Annotated in this window: 20 protein-coding genes and 1 pseudogene; 10 read left to right on the top strand and 11 right to left on the bottom strand. The window is 66.2% G+C overall.

Annotated features, from left to right (window positions below; all coding sequences use genetic code 11):
- Window positions 1-10: 10 nt before the first annotated feature.
- The 5 genes from M3A49_RS31165 to M3A49_RS31185 form a co-directional block, all read right to left on the bottom strand.
- Entirely contained in the window at window positions 11-1,411 is a 1,401-nt protein-coding gene (locus M3A49_RS31165) for an amidase family protein (RefSeq protein ID WP_266232410.1), read from the bottom strand.
- 44 nt (window positions 1,412-1,455) lie between these two features.
- Window positions 1,456-2,652 (bottom strand): MFS transporter, encoded by a 1,197-nt coding sequence (locus M3A49_RS31170; protein WP_266232411.1) that lies wholly within the window; start codon window positions 2,650-2,652, stop codon window positions 1,456-1,458.
- 109 nt (window positions 2,653-2,761) lie between these two features.
- Window positions 2,762-3,550: an alpha/beta fold hydrolase gene (locus M3A49_RS31175; RefSeq protein WP_266232412.1), complete on the bottom strand. Its 789-nt coding sequence runs from the start codon at window positions 3,548-3,550 to the stop codon at window positions 2,762-2,764.
- A 51-nt stretch (window positions 3,551-3,601) separates the two neighbouring features.
- A complete protein-coding gene (locus M3A49_RS31180; protein ID WP_266232413.1) occupies window positions 3,602-3,958 on the bottom strand; it encodes a DUF4148 domain-containing protein in 357 nt (118 codons plus the stop codon).
- Window positions 3,959-4,231: 273 nt separating this feature from the next.
- Window positions 4,232-6,064 carry a cytochrome c biogenesis protein DipZ gene (locus M3A49_RS31185; RefSeq protein WP_266232414.1) on the bottom strand — a complete coding sequence of 611 codons (1,833 nt, stop codon included), beginning with the start codon at window positions 6,062-6,064 and terminating at the stop codon, window positions 4,232-4,234.
- Between the two features lie 318 nt (window positions 6,065-6,382).
- Here M3A49_RS31185 and M3A49_RS31190 point away from each other — a divergent pair, with 318 nt between their 5' ends.
- Together M3A49_RS31190 and M3A49_RS31195 are read left to right on the top strand one after the other, a co-directional pair.
- Complete coding sequence (locus M3A49_RS31190) at window positions 6,383-6,946, top strand: thioredoxin family protein (RefSeq protein WP_266232415.1); 564 nt, start codon at window positions 6,383-6,385, stop codon at window positions 6,944-6,946.
- Window positions 6,947-7,363: 417 nt separating this feature from the next.
- Window positions 7,364-7,636: a GFA family protein gene (locus M3A49_RS31195; protein ID WP_254356827.1), complete on the top strand. Its 273-nt coding sequence runs from the start codon at window positions 7,364-7,366 to the stop codon at window positions 7,634-7,636.
- Between the two features lie 5 nt (window positions 7,637-7,641).
- Here the strand turns inward: M3A49_RS31195 and M3A49_RS31200 are convergent, their stop codons facing one another.
- From M3A49_RS31200 to M3A49_RS31210, 3 genes are all read right to left on the bottom strand, one after another.
- Window positions 7,642-8,010 (bottom strand): GFA family protein, encoded by a 369-nt coding sequence (locus M3A49_RS31200; protein WP_254356828.1) that lies wholly within the window; start codon window positions 8,008-8,010, stop codon window positions 7,642-7,644.
- A 114-nt stretch (window positions 8,011-8,124) separates the two neighbouring features.
- Window positions 8,125-8,367, bottom strand: coding sequence for a cytochrome P460 family protein (locus tag M3A49_RS31205; RefSeq protein WP_254356829.1), 243 nt, complete (start codon window positions 8,365-8,367; stop codon window positions 8,125-8,127).
- Between the two features lie 11 nt (window positions 8,368-8,378).
- Window positions 8,379-9,422 carry an alpha/beta fold hydrolase gene (locus tag M3A49_RS31210; protein ID WP_266232416.1) on the bottom strand — a complete coding sequence of 348 codons (1,044 nt, stop codon included), beginning with the start codon at window positions 9,420-9,422 and terminating at the stop codon, window positions 8,379-8,381.
- 412 nt (window positions 9,423-9,834) lie between these two features.
- On the opposite strand from M3A49_RS31210, the gene M3A49_RS31215 reads away from it, so the two are divergent.
- Complete coding sequence (locus M3A49_RS31215; protein ID WP_028204367.1) at window positions 9,835-10,083, top strand: DUF4148 domain-containing protein; 249 nt, start codon at window positions 9,835-9,837, stop codon at window positions 10,081-10,083.
- Window positions 10,084-10,123: 40 nt separating this feature from the next.
- The gene (locus tag M3A49_RS31220; RefSeq protein WP_028204368.1) at window positions 10,124-10,546 is read left to right on the top strand and encodes an organic hydroperoxide resistance protein; all 423 of its coding nucleotides are present in this window, start codon (window positions 10,124-10,126) and stop codon (window positions 10,544-10,546) included.
- An 83-nt stretch (window positions 10,547-10,629) separates the two neighbouring features.
- On the opposite strand, the gene M3A49_RS31225 is transcribed toward M3A49_RS31220, so the two are convergent.
- Together M3A49_RS31225 and M3A49_RS31230 are read right to left on the bottom strand one after the other, a co-directional pair.
- Window positions 10,630-11,667 carry a 2-hydroxyacid dehydrogenase gene (locus M3A49_RS31225; protein ID WP_266232417.1) on the bottom strand — a complete coding sequence of 346 codons (1,038 nt, stop codon included), beginning with the start codon at window positions 11,665-11,667 and terminating at the stop codon, window positions 10,630-10,632.
- Window positions 11,668-11,904: 237 nt separating this feature from the next.
- The gene (locus M3A49_RS31230) at window positions 11,905-12,267 is read right to left on the bottom strand and encodes a DUF4148 domain-containing protein (protein WP_266232418.1); all 363 of its coding nucleotides are present in this window, start codon (window positions 12,265-12,267) and stop codon (window positions 11,905-11,907) included.
- Window positions 12,268-12,589: 322 nt separating this feature from the next.
- Between M3A49_RS31230 and M3A49_RS31235 the strand changes: the two genes are divergently transcribed.
- Window positions 12,590-12,715: a hypothetical protein gene (locus M3A49_RS31235; protein ID WP_266232470.1), complete on the top strand. Its 126-nt coding sequence runs from the start codon at window positions 12,590-12,592 to the stop codon at window positions 12,713-12,715.
- 252 nt (window positions 12,716-12,967) lie between these two features.
- On the opposite strand, the pseudogene M3A49_RS31240 reads toward M3A49_RS31235, so the two are convergent.
- Window positions 12,968-13,057, bottom strand: a pseudogene (locus tag M3A49_RS31240) (metal ABC transporter substrate-binding protein); the annotation flags it as partial.
- A 287-nt stretch (window positions 13,058-13,344) separates the two neighbouring features.
- Between M3A49_RS31240 and M3A49_RS31245 the strand changes: the two are divergent.
- The 5 genes from M3A49_RS31245 to M3A49_RS31265 all read left to right on the top strand — a co-directional run bounded on the left by M3A49_RS31245 (window position 13,345) and on the right by M3A49_RS31265 (window position 19,580).
- Window positions 13,345-14,883, top strand: a complete 1,539-nt coding sequence (locus M3A49_RS31245; protein WP_254356835.1) for an NfeD family protein — start codon at window positions 13,345-13,347, stop codon at window positions 14,881-14,883.
- Window positions 14,880-15,653: a slipin family protein gene (locus M3A49_RS31250; protein WP_254356836.1), complete on the top strand. Its 774-nt coding sequence runs from the start codon at window positions 14,880-14,882 to the stop codon at window positions 15,651-15,653. The genes M3A49_RS31245 and M3A49_RS31250 overlap by 4 nt, the downstream gene beginning before the upstream one ends.
- 197 nt (window positions 15,654-15,850) lie before the next feature.
- Window positions 15,851-17,905, top strand: coding sequence for an elongation factor G (gene fusA / locus M3A49_RS31255; RefSeq protein WP_266232419.1), 2,055 nt, complete (start codon window positions 15,851-15,853; stop codon window positions 17,903-17,905).
- A gap of 120 nt (window positions 17,906-18,025) precedes the next feature.
- Entirely contained in the window at window positions 18,026-18,583 is a 558-nt protein-coding gene (locus M3A49_RS31260) for a TetR/AcrR family transcriptional regulator (protein ID WP_266232420.1), read from the top strand.
- Window positions 18,584-18,659: 76 nt separating this feature from the next.
- Complete coding sequence (locus M3A49_RS31265) at window positions 18,660-19,580, top strand: alpha/beta fold hydrolase (RefSeq protein ID WP_266232421.1); 921 nt, start codon at window positions 18,660-18,662, stop codon at window positions 19,578-19,580.

Below are 19,580 nucleotides of genomic sequence, written 5' to 3' on the forward strand. Positions count from 1 at the left end.
CCCGCCCGGCTTACATGGCCGGGTCGATGGGCGAAGGCGGCGCGCCGCGTTCCTCGATGGCCTGGCCTGCCAGCAGACACAGGTCTTCGCGGAAGTGCCCGGCGACGATCTGCACGCCAACCGGCACGTCCTTCACCATGCCCGTGGAGACGACGAGTCCCGGCAGGCCCATGGCGGGCAATGCGCGCATGGTCAGCTGGGCGTCCCACACGCGCTGGAATCCCGCCGCGCCCTGCATGTCGAGGTTATCGGGGAATGGCAGTTCGCCCGAAACCGGCAGCAGCAGCACGGGATAATCCGCCAGGAACAAGCGCCATGCGCGCGTGAGCGTCGTGCGGCGCACCAGCGACGGGACCACCACGTTCTCGGGCATCGCCGCGACCTTGGCGCGCACGCCGTCCACCACGGCCTGCGCGCCCGGGTCGCCGTCGCGCGCCACGGCGTCGGCGAGCGCCGGGAAGCCGTCGCCGAGCCACAGGCGTTCCTGCACTTCCCCGGCGTCACGCAAGAGCGGCACGTCGTCGATCTGTTCGACCGTCCAGCCCGCGTCGGCGAGTCGGCGGCCTGCGTCGAGCAACGCGTCCTCCACCTCCTTCGTGATGCTCATGCCGCCCGGGCGCAGGCAGAGCGCCACGCGCCGCGGCACGTCGGGCCCGATGAGCGGCGCCGGCGCCCACCAGGGGTCGCGCAGGTCGGGCGCGGCAAGCGCCGCGAGCGCTACGCGCAGGTCCTCGACCGTGCGCGCCATCGGGCCCGCGCCCGACATCATCTGCGCGCCGATCGGCCGCTCGGGCGACGACGCGTTGAACGCCGGCACGCGCCCGATGCTGGGCCGCAGGCCATGCACGCCGCACGCATAGGCCGGGTAGCGCACCGAACCGCCAATGTCGGTGCCGAGCGCGATATGCCCGATGCCGGCCGTGACCGCCGCCGCCGCGCCGCCGCTCGAGCCGCCCGGCGTGAGCGACGCATTGCGCGGGTTCTTCGTATGCCCGTGGACCTGGTTGCTCGTGAACCAGCGCAGGGCGAAGGTCGGCGAATTGGTGCGGCCGAGCAGCACGGCGCCCGCGCGCACGAGGTTTTCGACAGCGGGGCTGTTCACCTGCGCGATCAGATCCTTTTGCAGACGCGTGCCGTTGGTCGTCGCGAAGCCTGCCTGGTCGATGTTGATCTTCGTGGTGACGGGCACGCCCGCGAGCGGCCCCGGGTCTTCGCCGCGTGCTATCGCCGCGTCGATCTTGTCGGCCTGTTCGAAGACCCATTCGGGCCGGTGTTCGATCACCGCGTTGATGAGCGGATTGACGGCTTCGAGGCGCTCGAGCGCGGCCTTCGCGGCCTCGCGTGCCGACACCTCGCGCGCGCGAACCCGCTTGGCGAGCTCAGTTGCGGATAAACGCCATAGTTCAGTCACGATCCCTCCGGTTCGTCAGCAAATTGAGAATGGCCAGGGCCTGTTCAGGCACTGGCCGACAACGTCTCGACACGCCGCCGGTCGCGCAGAACCGCTAGCGCGAGCGCCGCGAGTCCGCACGCCGCGATGAGCGCGAGCAGCGCCGCGCGGCCGCCGTGCACCAGCACCCAGCCGCCGACGCTCGGAAACCCGAAAGCGCCGACGAAGTACGCCGCGACGAACCACGTGAGCGCGGCGCGGCGGTGCGCGGCAACGGAGTCGTTGACGGCCTGGAGCTGGACGATCGGGTAAGCGAGCCCATACCCGGTGCCCAGAAGCACCGCGGCCGCCGATTGGAACAGCACGTGAAACGGCACGACGAACATCGCCGCGCTGCCCATCACCATCATGATGAGCAGCACTTTCGTCGCGGTTTCGGAGCGCATCTTGATGACCACGCGCGAGAGCAGCCAGCGCGTGGCGACGACCGTCACCGTGTAGACGCTGAAGAAGGTCGTCGCTTTCGCCTCGGTGCCTTGCACGAGCGACATCTGGAACGTCATGAGGCCCGAGAACACGCAGCCGCCCAGGGCGATGATGATGATGGGATACACCGCGCGCGTGCGGGCGATCACGCCCATCTTCAGCAGCCACGGGTCCGGCGAGGCCGGCTCCTGCGTCGCGGAAGCGGAAGCGGAGCGCACGTGCGGCGCGAGCCGGCCGAACAGCTCGAGCAGGACGGCCGCGAGCACGCACAGGCCGCCGATCGCGTAGAGCACGCCACCAAGCGGCATGCGCCAGAAGCGGATCGCAAAGCCCGCGAGCGCCGGACTGCCGCCGATGCCCGTCATCTGCATGGTGGCGAAGCGCAGGAACCACAGGCCGCGCTCGGCGTCGTTCGTGCGCTCGGCGAGTGCCATGGGCGCGGCGAGGCAGAACGCGCCCCAGCCGAAGCCCACGAGGAAGCCGGGCACGACGTCGAAGCTGCTCACGTGCTCGACGAGCGCGAAGCTCACCACGCCCGCGCCCACGCAGAGCGCCGCGAGCGCGGCCATGCGCGCCGCGCCCACATGCTGGGCAACCCAGCCCGTGAGCGAGACGCCCACGAAGGTGCCGAGCGCGGCGCCCGCGAGCGCCACGCCGGTGTTGATGTCGTTCCCGCCGATGGCGCGCACGTGCATGGAGAACAGGAACGTCGCGCCATAGCCTGCCGATGCGAGCAGGACGCCGACGAGCATGATGAGGGCACTGAATGGGCGCACGGCGGGACTTCCGGACGATGACGGAAGTATGTAGATTATCAGTGCCTGTACCCAGCGCGGCATTCAGGTGCTCCTCGGGTTCGATGTCGATGGCAGGCGAGCGGGCCGGTTACCTGGCGTCCTGCTGCGCGTGCTCCGCCGCGTCGATGATCGCGTCGGCCACGGCCTTCGGCTGGCTCAGCAGCGAGACGTGGCTGCCGTTCACGCGCGTCACCTTCGCGCCGATATGCTTCGCCATCGATTCCTGCAGCGCGGGGTCGATCATGCGGTCGCGCGTCGTCACGACGAAATACGAGGGCTTGTCGTGCCACGCGGCCTGCGTGACCTTCTGCGAAAGCGCGCCGCTGAACCACGGGCCCTGCGTGGCCGCGACGATGCGTTGCTGCACGGGCGGCAGGTCGGGAGCGAAGTCCTGGCGAATCGCCTTGTCGGAGAGCGTCAGGTAGCCCGCCGAGTCCTTGCGCAGTTCGCTCGCCCAGGGCGCGTCCGGCTGGCCCTGCGTGATATCGGCGATCGACTGGCCGTTGTCGGGCGCGAAGGCCGCCACGTACACGAGCGACTTCACCTTCTCGTCGTTGCCCGCTTCGCTGATCACGACGCCCGCCCACGAGTGGCCGACCAGCACCACCGGGCCCTTCTGCTGCTCGATGACGCGCTTCGTTGCGGCCGTGTCGTCGGCGAGCGAGCTGAGCGGGTTCTGCACGGCCACGACGTGCAGGCCGCGCGCTTCGAGCAACGGAATCACGCGGCTCCAGCTGGAGCCGTCGGCAAACGCGCCGTGCACCAGCACGACGTTGGTGCCTTTCAGGTCCTGCGGCGGCGCGGCGTGCGCCGCTTGCAGCGCGAAGAGGCCGCCGAGGAGCGCCACGGACGTGAAAATCTGCTTGATCGAAGCCATCGTTTTTCTCTCTTCTCTTATCGGGTCGTTCGGTGGGTCGGGAAAGGCGGATTACGAATGCGCGTAGATCGGGCCGAGGCCGGGGATATCGTCCTGCGCGGCGCGCGCGGCCTTCGCGGCGCGATGCGGCACGCGCGGAGCGGACGCATCGGACGAGCCGTCCGCCACACCGCCATACGACGACGAAGCGGCTTGCTGCGCGACCTCCGTGGCTTCCACGCGCGCCAGCGCTGCCTGGATGTTGCTCGGGTATTGGGTTTCGTCGGCGGCCGGGTTGTAGCCGGCTTTCTGCAGCTGCACGAGTTCGGCGCGCACCTGCGCGCGGGTGACGGGCTCGTTCGACTGAGCGAACGAAAGAACCGGGGCGGCGACGAGAGCAGCGAGGGCGAGGAGCTTGAGGGCTTTCATGACGTTCTCCAAAGAGGAATGAGGTAGACAGCGATCGGGTTCAATCCGGGTTCGGTTCAGCGCGAGTGGTGTATCGAGCTGGCGTAGGGGTATTTGAACGTCCGGATGTATCTGCCGTGTTTCCATTTGGGGCGCGGTTTGCATATGAACGTGTCCGAATTGCGCGCAGATACATTGCGCTACAAAAAGCCCGCCACGATGCGCGGCGCGGGCCGCAACGCAAACGCCGCCGGGCCCGCGAGGGCACGGCGGCGTCGCATGGCGTGGCGCGTATCAGCCGAACGTGAAGCTGTAGACGTGCGCGCCTGGGTCGAGAAAGCGGATCTCGAAGGTGTGATCCCCAATGCGACCGGTCTGGCGCACGAGCTGATACAGGCGCGCGCTGGTGGCGACGCCGCTGCCGTCCGCTGCGACGTCGGCGCCGTGCGCGGCGCCCGGCGGCGCGCCGTCGATGCTGATGCGAAAGCGCACGGGCTTGCCGTCGGCGGTGGGCGCGAGCACGAGATGCAGGTCGCGCGCATGAAAGCGATAGGCGATGCTCGCCTGCGGCGCGCACGCCACGGCGGACTCGGCGCCCACGTTCCACTGCCCGCCGAACGCCCACTGGTTCAAGCCGAGCTGCCCCGGCAATGTGTAGGATGCGGCCGTATCGGCCTGCACGCGCTCCGGATTCGCATTGCCCTGCGCCTCGCGATACCCCACATAGGTTTCGCCCGAGCCGATGTCGCGCGGATCCGCGGGGGCCAGCGCGCCGCTCGCCTGCGGCGCTTTCGGCGTGGCCGAGGGCGTGGCGCGGCCGTTGTCGGCCAGCAACTGCTGGATCGCCTGCTCGGCCTGCGCGTAGTCGCCTTCGCCGAAGTGGTGATAGCGGACGCGCCCCTCGGCATCGACGAGATAGAACGCCGGCCAGTACTGGTTGCCGAAGGCGTTCCAGATGCGGTAGTCGCTGTCCACGGCAACGGGATAGCGGATGTCCAGGTTGGCCAATGCCCGCTTGACGTTGCCCGTGTCATGCTCGAAGCCGAACTCCGGCGTGTGCACGCCGATCACGACGAGGCCGTCGTTACGGTAGCGGTCGGCCCACGTCTTCAGATACGGCAGGGTTCGCAAGCAGTTGATGCACGAATAGGTCCAGAAGTTGACGAGCACGACCTTGCCGCGCAGCGCTTCGGGCGTGAGCGGCGCGGAATTGAGCCACGCGTTCGCGCCGTCGAGCGCCGGCAGGCGGCCTTCCACGGCAAGATCGACGGCGGGCGCCGGGGCCGGCAGCGACACGCGCACGATCTGGGCCGCTTGTTCGTCTTGTACAACTGGGCGTGCCTGGGCTTCCCGCTCCTCATGACGCGCCGGCTCCGCGCTCGGCGCTTGCCGTGCCGCAGCGGGGCTCGCAAGCAAATCGACGAGGCGCGCCTCCACGCCATTGGTCGGCGCGCCCGGCACCAGCGCAAGCAGGCGCGTATCCACACCCAGCGCGATCGCGCCGACCGTGAGCAGCACGAGCGCACCCATCGCGCGCCGCACATGCTCGCCCACACCAAGCGAGCGCTTGAGCGCAGCCATTGCGCGATGGCCGAGGCCCGCCACCACCGCGAGCGAACTGGCGGCGCCCACGGCATAGGCGGCGAGCGCTGCCCAGGTTTCCCAGGTCACGCCGTGGCGGGCCGCGCCGGTGATGATGAGACCGAGGATCGGCCCGGCGCACGGCGCCCACAGCAAGCCCGTGGCGGCGCCGAGCAGCACGGCGGAGCCGATGCGGCGCGACGCGCCGTCGTCCTGCGAGTGCGCCATGAAGCAGTCGGCGAGCGCTGTGAGCGGGCCGGAGAGGCGCGTGGCGAGCGCAGGAAAGAGCAGCGCCGCGCCGAACAGCGCGAAGAGCCCGAGCGCGACCCAGCGGCCGTACTCGCTCAACTGCGCCGCGCCGTTCAGGCCGGCGGCGCCGAGCCCCGTGAGCAGCGCGAACGTGAGCGCGAGGCCGAGCAGCATGGGCAGGCGGCCAGTCAGGAAAGGCTCGTCGGAACGCGCGAACACGAACGGCACGACCGGCAGGATGCAGGGGCTCAGGACGGTGAACGCACCGCCCACGAATGCGATGACGATGAGTAACATGAGTTCGGTCTCCAGACGAATGTCGGCGGACTTGCCATGTGGCGTATTTCAGCGCGGGCATGTATCCGGGGAATGTCTGGAACGCGCGCGTCGTGCATCGTCATGTATCGCGAAAGCGGCTGGATACATACGGATACAAACACGCGCAACGCGCGCAGCGGCGTGCGCGAGACTGTGGACGCGCAGTGGACGATTTGTATCTCTACGTATCGCGCCCCGGCGGCGACACACTAAGTTTCAACAGTGCCGCAAGCGGGACACGAGCCAGATACGTGGGAGCGTTCCAATACGCTCGTCGTCCACACAAGGAGAACGCTCATGATCTCTCGTCTCAAGATAGCCGCTGTCGCCATCGGCCTCGCCGCCACCGCCGGGCTCGCCGCGTACGCTTCGGGCGAAGCGCCGTCGGGCGGCTCGGCCGCGCTGCAAACCGGCGCGCAGGCGCCCAACTTCACCGGTATCAACAACTGGTTCAACAGCCCGCCGCTCGACCTCAAGCAGTTGCACGGCAAGGTCGTGCTCGTCGACTTCTGGACCTTCGACTGCATCAACTGCGCGCACACGATCCCGCACATCAAGGAGCTGGACGCGCGCTATCGCGACAAGGGTCTCGTAGTGGTCGGCGTGCACACGCCCGAGTATTCGTTCGAGCGCGACACCGGCAACCTGCAGAAGGCCATCAAGCAATACGACATTACGTACCCGGTCGCGCAGGACAACGGTTACGCGACGTGGAATGCCTATGGCAACCAGTACTGGCCGGCGGTCTACCTCATCGACCAGAACGGCAAGCTCGTTTATACCCACTTCGGCGAGGGCGACTACGCGCAGACCGAGCAGAAAGTTCGCGATCTGCTGGGCATGCAGGGCAAGCAGGGATGATCGGCTGGCGCCGCCGCTCCGGCTTGCGGGGCGGCGGCGATCACAAGGCGCTACGCTACGTATTCGCCGATACCAGCAGCAGCATCGGGCGTTCGAGTTCCTCGGCCAATGCAGGCGTTTGCTGAACCTGCTCGAGCGTCGGCGCAAATTCATTCACGCGCTGAATAGAAAACCCCGCGTCGATCAGCGTATTCAGCGTGGTGCCCAGCGTGCGATGGTTCGAGATCGCGAGCGAAGAGACCGACTATACGCGTAACATGCGCGCGTACCCGCAAAAAGGGAGAAGACCGATGTCGACAGCCTGGAAAGGCTGCAGCCTGTGTGGCACGGTGCAATACAACGCGCGCGGCGCAGCTCATTTGCCACTGCCGCGATTGCCAGCGCGCTTCCGGATCGGCCGGTTTGCCGGTGCTCGTCGTGAGCGCGGCCGAATTCTCGTTCGAAGGCGAAATCCGCTCTTACACGATGACCGGCGGCAGCGGCATGCCGACTACGCGAAATTCCTGTGCGCATTGCGGCAGCCTGCTCTTCGGCACACCGCAGCATGCGCCGGATATCGTGACGCTCTACGCCGGAACGCTCGATGAACCTTCACGGTTCCATGCCGGATTCGTTCAGTTCACGTGTGAACGGCATCAACTGGACGCCCGCGAGCCCGGCGTCGCTCAATATGCGGGACGAGCGCCCTGAAACACTCATAGATGCCGCGTTTCCCGAGGCGGATTGCCCCAGTCATTCGCGAGACCGTTGGCATAGGAGATCGGTGCATCGAGGGCTTCGTTCAGGTCGAAGTCGTCGATGCACATGATATTCACGTTGATGTAAGGGTAGCCCGTCCCGTTCGGCATATCGACGCGGTCGAATACGTGCACGCCGCAATGTTTGCAGAACGGATGATGGGCTACCGGGTTGTTCCCTTCGTAATGGGTGAGATCGCTTTCGCCCGAGAGCAGAACGAAGGCTTCCGGGCGAACCTGGACGAGCCAAAGACGGAGTTTTCCGCAGAAACTGCAGTTGCATTTTCCCGTGCCCTTGCTGAAATCGATTAGGGCTTCGAACTTCACCGACTGGCAATGGCAACTTCCGCGGTATGTCCGCTGCATGGGGCTCTCCCGATCCGTTTGACGACGACTGCGGGATTATGTCACCGATCCTGAATCAGGAGCCTTGGCATCCCGTCAAGGCGCGAATCGCGTAAACACGTAGTCGCGATCCTTCACCTTCGACGCGTGGCACGCAAAACAGGGTTGATGCTGCGCCTCCTCGGCCGGCGCGATCATTTCCCACTTGCGGTAGCCGGGCGGAATCGTCACGCCGTAGATCGGCGAAACGGTCTGCCCCGGCGCTTGCGCGCCTTGCTGGGCCCATGCGGCGGGACCCTGCGCGAGAAGCGCGCGATGCCCGAAAAAACGGGCTTGCATCGCGGCCCCCGTCACAGATGCGTAACTTGCAGGATGGCCTGCGCGAACTCCTTGGGCGCTTCCTGCGGGAGATTGTGGCCGATGCCGCCGTCGAGATTGCGGTGCAGATACTTGCCCGTGAACTTCTTCGCGTAAGCGGCCGGCGCGGGATGCGGCGCGCCGTTGGCGTCGCCTTCGAGCGTGATAGTCGGCACGGTGATGGCCGGCGCGGCGGCGAGACGCTGCTCGAGGCTGTCGTACTTCGCTTCGCCCTGCACGAGCCCGAGGCGCCAGCGGTAATTGGAGATCACGATGGCCGCGTGGTCCGGATTCTGGAAGGACGCTGCACTGCGCGCGTAGGTCGCGTCGTCGAAGTTCCACTTCGGCGAGGCGAGTTGCCAGATCAGCTTGTTGAACGCGTCGCGATTCGCGGCATAACCCTGCGCGCCGCGCTCGGTCGAGAAGTAGAACTGGTACCACCACTGCAGCTCGGCTTGCGGCGGCAGCGGCTTGCGGTTCGCCTCCTGGCTGCCGATCAGATAGCCGCTCACGGAGACCATCCCCTTCACGCGCTCGGGCCACATCGCCGCGACGATGTTCGCCGTGCGCGCGCCCCAGTCGTAGCCGCCCAGAACGGCCTGATCGATCTTCAGGGCGTCCATGAACGCGATGAGGTCGACGGCGGTGACGGCCTGCTGGCCGTTGCGCGGCGTGTCGTCCGACACAATGCGCGTGCTGCCGTAGCCGCGCAGATACGGCACGAGCACGCGATAACCCGACGCGGCCAGCATCGGCGCGACCTCGACATAGCTATGGATGTCGTACGGCCAGCCGTGCAGCAGGATCACTACCGGGCCGTTTTTCGGACCCGCTTCGGCGTAGCCCACATTGAGCAGGCCCGCGTTGATCTGCTTGATCGGGCCGAACGATACGCCGTTGCCCGTGCGCGTGTTGCCTTCCGCGCCGCCAGCCGACTGTGCGTGCGCGAGACCGCCGAATGCGAAGTCCGCGAGCGTGAGGCCGGCGAGCGACGTGCCGAGAAGGCGACGGCGCCGGACGTTGACGGGATCTGACATGACCACTTCTCCTTGTTGTGCATGCAGGCCGCGCCCGAACGGCTTGGCCTCGTTGATGAGCCAGCGGCAGCGGATCGTTCGATTCGGTCGATCGCGCTCGCGGCGGCAGGCAAAACGCCCCGGTAAATTTATAACCGGGCGGGAAAAGCGCCATGTATCCCAATGTGTCTGTTGTGAGCGCGTACACAAAACGAATCAAAAAAGCGTCGGCGTGGCAGGATCGATGCGACGCGAGCGGGATTGCAAAAGCGGCTAGTTTGTATCGCAATGTATAAGCGGCGAGCGCGGACACATACCCTTGCAAAACGCGGCGTTCATGAAACACGGCAGATACGTCCGGTGGTTGTAATGCATCAACGCCGGAACTTGCTGATGACCGGACGGATTTCCGAACCCTTCCCAGGAGAAAGTCATGAACGTATCGAAGCTCGCCCTCGCCTTTGCCGCCAGCGCGGCAGTCCTCACCGCCGCTCCGGTCTTCGCCGCCATGCCCGCTCAATCGAGCGCGGCGCAACCCGCGGTTCAGACAGGCCAGGCATGGACGCCCGCCAGCAATGCGGCGAACGCAAAGATCACGCGTGCACAGGTTCGCCAGGAACTGGTTCAGGCACAGCACGACGGCCAGCTCGCCGCGCTCCAGCAGCTGTATCGCGGCAGCTAAATCCTTGTCCTCACGACGCTAACCCCAGGAGATAAACACCATGACCCAGGCAGAAAAAGTGCTGTACACCGGCAAGACCCACACCACCGGCGGGCGCGACGGCGCGGCCCGCAGCGAAGACGGGCGTCTGGACGTGAAGCTCTCGCCGCCCGGTTCGAGCGCGCCGGGCACGAATCCGGAGCAGATGTTCGCGGCGGGCTGGTCGGCGTGCTTTATCGGCGCGATGGGCCGCGCCGCCACCAAGCTCGGCACGACGCTGCCGCGCGACGTGGCGGTCGACGCCGAGATCGACCTCGTCAACGCCGACGACGCCTTCAAGCTGCGCGGCCGCCTGAACGTGACCCTGCCGGGCGTCGACCGCGAGACGGCGCAGCGCATCGTCGAAACGGCACACCAGATCTGCCCGTACTCGAAGGCGACGCGCGGCAACATCGACGTGACGCTCAGCGTGGTCGAGGCGTGATCGCGTAGCAGTAGAAAGCAAAAAAGCGGGGCGGCTTGCGCGCGCCCCGCTTTGCCTTTGCGTCTTGAGGTGCGCGTTGCGCTTTAGCCGTGCGGCGCTTCCACGAGATTGCCCGGCGAACCGTTACGCCAGGCCTCCACGTTGCGCAGCGTCGTTTGCGCGATCTCGCTCATCGCCTCGCGCGTAAAGAACGCCTGGTGCGACGTGACGATCACGTTCGGAAACATCAGGAGACGCGCGAGCACGTCGTCGTCCTGCAGCGGCGCATCCGAGTGGTCCTCGAAGAACAGGCCGCCTTCCTCCTCGTACACGTCGAGGCCGAGATGCCCCAGCTGGCCGCTCTTGAGCGCATCCACGAGCGCGCTGCTTTCCACGAGCCCGCCGCGGCCGGTATTGATGAGCATGGCGCCGCGCTTCATCTTCGCGAGCGCGTGACGGTCGATCAGATGACGGGTGGCGGGCACGAGCGGGCAATGCAGGCTCACCACGTCGGACTGTGCCAGCAGCGTATCGAGCGGCACGTAGCGCGCGCCGAGCGCCAGCAAGTCGGCGGCCGGCGTGCCCGGGTCATGGGCGAGAACCTGCATGCCGAAGCCCGCCATGATGCGCGCAAAACACCGGCCGATAATGCCCGTGCCGATCACGCCGGCCGTCTTCCCATGCAGGTCGAAACCGAGCAGCCCGGCAAGCGAGAAGTCGCCTTCGCGCGTGCGCGACACGGCGCGTGGCAGCTTGCGGTTCAGCGCGAGGATCAGCCCGACGGCATGTTCGGCCACCGCATGCGGCGAATACGCGGGCACTCTCGCGACGGTGATGCCAAGACGCTGCGCCGCGGCAAGATCGACGTGATTGAAGCCCGCCGAGCGCAGCGCCACGAGTCGCGTGCCGCCCTTGTGGAGGCGCTCGAGCGTGGCGGCATCGACCGCATCGTTCACGAACGGGCACACCACGTCGTAGCCGTCGGCGATCACGGCCGTATCGGCATCGAGATGCGATTCCTGGTAGTGCAATTCGTACTGGAAAGCGGTGTTCGCTTCGGTAAACGTGTCGACGTCGTACTGGCGCGCGCTGAACAGGATCATGCGTGGGCGAGCGGAAGGGGGGATCTGGGTTCCCGGCATGTTGACCTCGTGCGAGCTTCGGGGTGTCGGCGCGAATTGCGCCGTGATGCGCATGGATGCGCCTTGAACCCGAACGTCAAAGCGTTCGCGTGTGCCGCCGCGCGGGCGTGCATGCGCGCACCCACATAGTAACAGCAGCCTGGCGCGCGATCGGGAATGCGCGGGCCGGGCATGGACGCGGCAACGCCGCGAAGCCTGCCGGTGCGCGGCAAACTTCGCGGCGTGGTGCCGCGCGCATTACGAGTGGGCGTAGATCGGGCCGAGGCCAACGACATCCTGGCCGGCCTCATTGGCACCGGCGGCATTCGATGCGGCGCGGGCGTGCGTGCGGCTACCTGCTGCGGACGCACCCTCGGCCGATCCGCCGAACGCCGACGCCGCGGCGCCGCTTTCGGCGCTCACGCGCGAGAGCGCGGCTTGCAGGTTCGCGGGGTATTGCGTGTTATCGCTGGCGGGGTTGTAGCCGGCCTTCTGGAGTTGCACGAGTTCGGCCTTCACTTCGGCGCGGGTCACCGGTTGGCTCGACTGTGCGAACGAGAGCGCGGGAACGGCAACGAGGGCAGCAAGAGCGGCGGCGACGAGCGAGTGTGCGAGCTTCATGGTGTTTCTCCTGACGTTGGGTGAGTGGTTGCGCACTGTTGTGTATCAACCTTGCGTAGGAGACATTTGAACGCCGCGATGTATCTGGCTTGTTTGCACGCGAGCCCGTTTTTGCAAGCGCGTTTGTCGGACAGACGGCCAGACACAGTGCGATACAAGAACCCGCCCGGCCGGCCAGGCGGGGTCCGTTAGCACGCCAATAAGGGACGATTCAAAAGTGTTGCTGCACTGCACACTTAGCCTCCTCGCGCCTTGCATTCCGCCCCGAAATCTCTATAATAAGGGTTATCCCTTAGGCACTAACCCTAGCAAAGAGGAAATCATGGGTGCAATCGTCGAAAAAGTGACTCAAGTCCTGGCTGCACTGCGTCGTCTTGGCGCCGAAGCGCTGAACCGTCACCTCGAATACTGCGAACTGCTCGCAGAAGCTCAGCGCCGCTGGTACTAATCCGCGCCTGACTGCAGCAAGCGTCCCCGCCCGCACAAACGCGGGACGAGAAGTAACACGCGGCCGCATCGAGCGGTCGGGTTTTATGCGGCGCCCAACCAAACCTCGGCTTCCGGGGCATCCGCGCGCGCCGCATTGGGACGCCACCCCGGCGCCGCCAGAAGCGCGCCGGCAAAGGCGTGCGCCTAGCCACGCAACGCATGCGTGACCGGCCGGTCGTCCAGACGCCGCCAGGTGAGCACGTCGTTCCTGCCATCGCCGCCGCACCGAATCCTGGTAGCGCGTGAGGATGAAATGCGCGACCGCGTTCGAGTCGTACGCAGCCACCAGTTCGCGCGCCCATAGGCCTCGCCGCCGAATGGGTCCATGCGCGCTTGCACAGTCCTCTTGCCATTTGGTTGCGATAGCAACGACCTGCCGGCCACCGGATGTTCGCCACGAAGCCCGGCGCGCCAAATCTCGATTCCTCCATTGCCTTCGGAGCCGCGCAATCAGTGTGCGGCGCAACGTTCGGCGCGTATTCCTGCCATTCGGGCCGGTTCGCGCTTTGGGCGGAAAGCGCCTAATCTTGAGGTATCGGCTCTTGCCCCATCTGTGAACCGGAACGTGCGCCACCTTCCGGACTCCCGATGCGCGATCATCGCCCCTCGCATGCCGCGGTGCACGACGCACCGCCCGTTCACCCGCACCATCCGCTCACGGCGCGGCTTGCTCGCGCCGTCGTGTTCGTCGCCTTGCTGGTCGCGTGGGCCGCCCTGGCGGCCGCGCTGGCTGTGCCGGACGCGTTCGCGGCGGCCAGGGCGCCCGTCGTCGTCATGACGGTGAACGGTGCGATCGGCCCCGCCAGCGCCGATTTCATCGTCCGCTCGCTGGAGCGCGCCGCGCGCGAGCACGCGCCGCTTGCGATCCTCGAGCTGGATACGCCCGGCGGCCTCGACACGTCGATGCGCCAGATCATCAAGGCGATTCTCGCCTCGCCGGTGCCGGTCGCGGCGTTCGTCGCGCCCGGCGGCGCGCGCGCCGCGAGCGCGGGCACCTATATCGTCTACGCAAGCCACTTCGCGGCCATGGCGCCGGGGACCAACCTCGGCGCGGCATCGCCGGTGCAGCTCGGTGTGGGCGGCGGCGGTGGCGGTGGCCTTCCAGGTGGCCCGCCAGGCGCCCCCGAGACAGCCCCCGGCGCATCGGCCCCGCACCCCGACGACAACGAATCGACGGAAGCCCGCAAGGTCATGCACGACTCCGCCGCCTACATTCGCGGCCTCGCGCAACTGCGCGGGCGCAACGCGGCGTGGGGCGAGCGTGCGGTGCGCGAGGCCGTGAGCCTCTCGGACGAAGAAGCGCGCGACCAGCACGTGATCGATCTGATCGCGCAGGACCCCGCGGATCTCGCGCGCCAGCTCGACGGCCGCACCGTCACGACCACGGCGGGCACGCTGCGCGTCGCCACTGCACACGCGCCGCTCGAAGTCGTCGCGCCCGACTGGCGCAACCGCTTCCTCTCGATCGTCGCCGACCCGAACGTCGCGCTGATTCTGCTGACCATCGGCATTTACGGGCTCTTCTTCGAGTTCGCGAACCCAGGCTTCGTGCTGCCCGGCGTGGCAGGCGCGACCTGCCTGCTGGTGGGCCTCTTCGCCATGCAGCTGCTGCCCGTGAACTACGCGGGCCTCGGGCTCGTGCTGCTCGGGCTCGCATGCCTCATTGCGGAGGCATTTCTGCCGACCTTTGGCGTGCTCGGCTTCGGCGGCATCGTGGCGTTCGCCATCGGCGCGCTCATGCTGATGGACACCAGCGCGCCCGGCTACGGCATCCCCATCCCGCTCATCGCAGGCCTGGCGCTAGGCGGCGCGGCGTTCGTCGCCACCGTCTCCAGCGTGGCGCTGCGCGCGCGGCGGCGGCCCGTGGTGACCGGCGCGGAGGCGATGGTAGGCGCCACTGGCGAAGTGATCGACGAGGGCCTGCACCCCGACCCGCGCCCCGGCCACGCAGCCCTTTCCACGGGCTGGGCGCGCGTGCATGGCGAGCGTTGGCGCGTGGCATGCACCACGCCGCTCGCCGCCGGCAGCCGCGTGCGCGTGAGTTCGCGCAGCGGCCTCATGCTCACCGTCACTCCGCTGCACGGCGCGGCACACGACAAGGCAAACGACAAGGGAGAACGTTCATGATCGGCTTCACGTTCGGCTTCACAGGTCTTCTGATCGCGCTGCTGGTGCTGATCGCCTTATCGTCCATCCGCATCTTCAAGGAGTACGAACGCGGCGTCGTATTCATGCTCGGGCGCTTCTGGAAGGTCAAGGGACCGGGCCTCGTGCTCATCATTCCCGTGGTGCAGGTGGCGGTGCGCATCGACCTGCGCACCGTGGTGTTCGACGTGCCTTCGCAGGACGTCATCACGCGCGACAACGTTTCGGTGAAAGTGAACGCCGTGGTCTATTTTCGCGTGGTGGACCCCGAAAAGGCCGTGATTCAGGTCGCGCGCTACGTGGACGCGACGAGCCAGCTCGCGCAGACCACGCTGCGTGCCGTCCTCGGCAAACACGAACTCGACGCCCTGCTCGCCGAGCGCGAGCAACTGAACGCCGACATCCAGAAAGTGCTGGATGCGCAAACGGACGCGTGGGGCATCAAGGTGTCGAACGTCGAGATCAAGCACGTGGACCTCAACGAAACGATGATCCGTGCGATTGCGCGCCAGGCCGAAGCCGAACGCGAACGCCGCGCGAAGGTGATTCACGCGGAAGGCGAACTGCAGGCATCCGAAAAATTGCTGCAGGCCGCACAATGTCTCGCGCAACAGCCCCAGGCCATGCAACTGCGCTATCTGCAGACGCTCACCACCATCGCCGCCGACAAGAACTCCACCATCGTCTTCCCGCTGCCGATCGAACTGCTCAATGCGCTGATCGAGCGGTCGGGCCCGCCGCGCGAACGTTGAGTGATCCGTCCCCTCAGTTTTGAGCCGCTTGCGCCCTCGCGACATCTTTGACAGTTCACCTGAATATTGCAGCGCAGCGAAAATTGTCGACCGCCGCAGTGCGCGCGCTCGTGCGCGCTTCTTTTGAGCTTGGGATTGGCAGAGCGCGGAAATATCGCCAATAATTGCCGAACATCCACTAACGGACGACGGCGGCCATGGATTACAGTCCCGAAGCCATCCGCACGATCGCTCTGGTCGGCCATGCCGGCTGCGGCAAGACCTCGCTTGCCGAAGCGCTCCTGCACCAGGGCGGCGCGCTGCACGCGCCAGGCAGCGTGAATCGCGGCACCGCCCTCTGCGATTTCGATCCCCTCGAACGCAAGTATCACCACTCCCTCAACTCCGCCATCGCCCACCTCGACCACCAGGACACGCGCATCTACCTGCTCGACACACCCGGCTACCCCGACTTCGCCGGCATGTCGATGAGCGCGCTGCCCGCGGTGGAAACGGCGGCCATCGTCATCAATGCGCGCACCGGCATCGAGATGACGACGACCCGCATGATGGCGTACGCGCAGCAGCGCAAGCTGTGCCGGATGATCATCGTGAACGGCATCGACGCGGAAAAGGTCGATTTGCCGGGACTGCTCGCGCAGATCCAGGAGACCTTCGGCAAGACTTGCCTGCCGATCAATCTGCCTGCGCAAGGCGGCCGCGAAGTGGTGGACTGCTTTTTCAACCCGGCGGGCGAAGCCGACTTCTATTCGGTGGAAGCCGCGCACAACGCGCTCGTCGACCAGGTGATCGAACTCGATCCCGAGTTGATGGAGTTGTACCTCGAACAAGGCGAAGCCGTTAGCCCCGAGCAACTGCACGAGCCGTTCGAACGCGCGTTGCGCGAAGGGCATCTCGTGCCGGTGTGCTTCACCTCCACGGCGACGGGTGCGGGCATCGCGCAACTGCTCGACGTGTTCGTGCGGCTCTTGCCCAATGTCACCGAAGGCAATCCGCCGCTGTTCTACCGCGAGGTGGAGGGCAAGGAAGGCAGGGAGCCCGTGCGCGCCGAGCCGGATGCCGACAAGCACGTGCTCGCGCATGTGTTCAAGATCGTGATGGATCCGTATATCGGCAAGGTAGCCGTGTTTCGCATTCATCAAGGCACGGTGACGCGCGACAGCCAGCTTTATATCGGCAACGCGCGGCAGCCGTTCAAGGTGGCGCATCTGCTGATGCTGCAGGGCAAGGAGCATACAGAGGTGCAGCGCGCGGGGCCCGGCAATATCTGCGCGGTGGCGAAGGCCGACGACATCGGCTTCGACGCCGTGCTGCACGACGCGCCCGAGGACGGCAACATCCACCTCACGCCGCCTGCGTTTCCCAATCCGATTTACGGGCTTGCTATCGAGCCGGCGCGGCCCGGCAATGAGCAACGCGTGTGGGAAGTGCTGCAAAAGCTCGCGGCGGAAGATCCTTGCCTGCAGATCGATCACCCCGAAGGGACCAATGAAACCGTTGTCCGTGGGCTGGGCGAACTGCACTTGCGCTACATGCTGGAGCGGCTCACCGATCAGTACAAACTCGACGTCGTGACGCGTCCGCCTACGATTGCGTGGCGCGAGACGATTGGCGGCAAAGCCGAGGGCCATTGCCGCCACAAGAAGCAGACGGGCGGCGCGGGCCAGTTCGGCGAAGTCATGTTGCGTGTCGAGCCCCTGCCGCGCGGGGCGGGCTTCGAGTTCGTGGATGCCGTGAAAGGCGGCGCGATTCCTTCGCAGTTCATGCCTGCGGTGGAAAAAGGCATCTTGCAGGTGATCGACAGCGGTCCGCTCGCGGGCTTTCCCATGCAGGACGTGCGGGTGATTGTGTACGACGGCAAGCACCATCCGGTGGATTCGAAGGAAGTGGCGTTCGTTACCGCGGGCCGCAAGGCGTTTATCGATGCGGTGCTGAAAGCGCAGCCTATCGTGCTCGAACCGATTGTCGATATCGAGGTGATGACGCCTGAAGCCGCGATGGGCGACATCATCGGCGATCTTTCCGCGCGGCGCGGGCAGGTGCATGGCACGCGCACGATGGGCGGCCAAGCTATGGTCATTGCGGGGAAGGTGCCGCTTGCCGAACTCAACGATTATCAGTCGCGGCTGAATTCGCTCGCGGGCGGGCATGGGAATTACAGCATCCAGCTGAGCCACTACGATCCAGTGCCGCCGACGCATCAGGAAAGGCTGGCAGCGCAGCATAAGGGGCGGGGGGAGAGTGTGGAGTGAGGGGGGTTGAAAACGGGGCTATTGATTAGGAAATAAACATTTCCTATAATCATCCCCATGGCATCCGACCACCCATCCCAACCCCTGGCCCGCTCCCCCGGCCGACCGCGCGAATTCGACATGGAAACCGTCGTGGACGGCGCCGTGCGCGTTTTCCGCGAGCGCGGCTACCACGCCACCTCCGTGGGCGATCTCAGCGAAGCAACGGGCCTGACTGCAGGGAGCCTCTACAAGGCCTTCGGCGACAAGCGCGGCGTCTTTCTCGCCGCGTTCGACCACTACGTCACCACGCGCAACGCCGAATTGCGCCATCGCATCGACAAGCAGTCCAAAGCAAGCGAGAAGATCCGCGTCATCTTCCTCTTCTACGCCGAATCGTCCCACGGCAGCGAGGGGCGGCGCGGCTGCCTCGTGGTTTCCAGCGCAACGGCGCTCGCCACTTTCGACGACGAAGTCGCCACGCGCGTCGAAGCCGCCATGCGGCGCACCGAAGAGATGCTGCGCGAACTCCTCCAGCAAGGTCAGCAAGACGGTTCGGTTGCAGCGGAAATCCATGTCCCGGCCATGGCGCGTACCTTGCTCGCCCTGCTCCACGGCTTTCGTTTGATCGGCAAATCCGGCCGCACGCAGCGTGACATGCTAGCCGTCGCCGCCGAAGCCATGCGTCTACTGCGTTGAAATTTTTTTGGCTAATTTGGAAATGATTATTTCCAATCAATGTCAACGTTCCCTGAACCCATAGGAGTGTCACGCCATGAGTACACCCTCACGCATCATTGACCACGGTCCAGCCTCGGTGGCCGACCCCATCCTGCCCGGCTTCGCGCATCGCTTCGAAACCATCGATGGCACGCGGCTTCACTACGTAATCGGCGGAAATAAGGATGGCGAAACAGTCGTGCTGCTGGCCGGCTACCCGGAGAGCTGGTTCGCGTGGCGCAAGGTCATGCCGCTCCTCGCCGGGCGGTATCGCGTAATCGCACCGGACCTGCCCGGCCAGGGCGACTCCGATCGTCCACCGGTTGGCTACGACACGCAATCGCTCGCAACCGCCCTGCACGCGCTGCTCGGCAAGCTCGAAGCACGCCGCTACCACCTCGCCGCTCATGATGTCGGCGCCTGGGTGGCTTACCCCTATGCGGCACTATTCGGCGCTGAAGTGTCGAGCCTCGCGTTGCTCGACGCCGGCATTCCCGGCATCACGCTGCCGGAAGCGCTGCCCGTCGCGCCCGAGCGCGCGTGGCGCACCTGGCACTTCGCCTTCCATGCGGTTCCCGATCTGCCGGAGCTGCTGATAGCGGGCAAGGAGCGCGCGTATCTGGAGTGGTTTCTGCGCCGCAAAACGGCGAATCCGCAATCCTTCACAGATGCCGATATCGACGAATACTTGCGCGTGTTCACAAAGGAAGGCGGATTGCGCGCGGGGTTGGCCTACTACCGCGCGGCCGATGTTTCGGCGCGCCAGAATCGCGAGTTGAGCACGCGCGGCAAATTGCCGATGCCCGTTCTCGCGCTGAGCGCCGATCAGGGCTCGATTGCCGACATGGCCGGTCCGCTGCGCCATTACGCCGACGAGGTGCAAGGCGCGACGCTTGCCCACTGCGGCCATTTCCTGCCGGAGGAGCAGCCCGCGGCCGTGGCCGAAGAACTGCTGCGTTTGTTCGGCCAGACCTGA

The sequence above is a fragment of the Paraburkholderia sp. CNPSo 3076 genome (assembly GCF_026343935.1).
GTDB classification, from domain to species: Bacteria; Pseudomonadota; Gammaproteobacteria; order Burkholderiales; family Burkholderiaceae; genus Paraburkholderia; species Paraburkholderia nodosa.